Annotated in this window: 1 protein-coding gene; it reads left to right on the top strand. The window is 45.8% G+C overall.

The genetic code is table 11. From position 1 onward, the window contains the following. Window positions 1-52: 52 nt before the first annotated feature. Window positions 53-240: hypothetical protein (locus tag LJE08_RS14395; protein ID WP_227403633.1), on the top strand; the 188-nt coding region annotated here is incomplete at its 3' end.

Here is a 240-nt window from a genome sequence, read left to right as displayed (position 1 = left end):
ACCTTCGCCAAACAGTGCCATGCAGATCACCAAAATGTCTTGGAGCGATTTGATGCATGACCTGGGATTTAGTTATGATGCCAAGAAAAACATTGCGCAAAATGGTAAAAAGGGAGCCAGCAAGCATCTCGGTGCCAAGCAGTCCATTCGTTTAGCAGACCCGCAGACATGTGAGCAGGTCGTAAATGAGGCCTTAGAACTTATGCGTCGCGAAAAGCTCTATAATGTAAAGGATTTTCG

Source organism: Holdemanella sp. DFI.5.55 (assembly GCF_020593575.1).
Lineage (GTDB): Bacteria > Bacillota_I > Bacilli_A > Erysipelotrichales > Erysipelotrichaceae > Holdemanella > Holdemanella hominis.
Note: the sequence above shows the minus strand (reverse complement) of the source record. Positions and strands in the feature narration are given on the sequence as shown.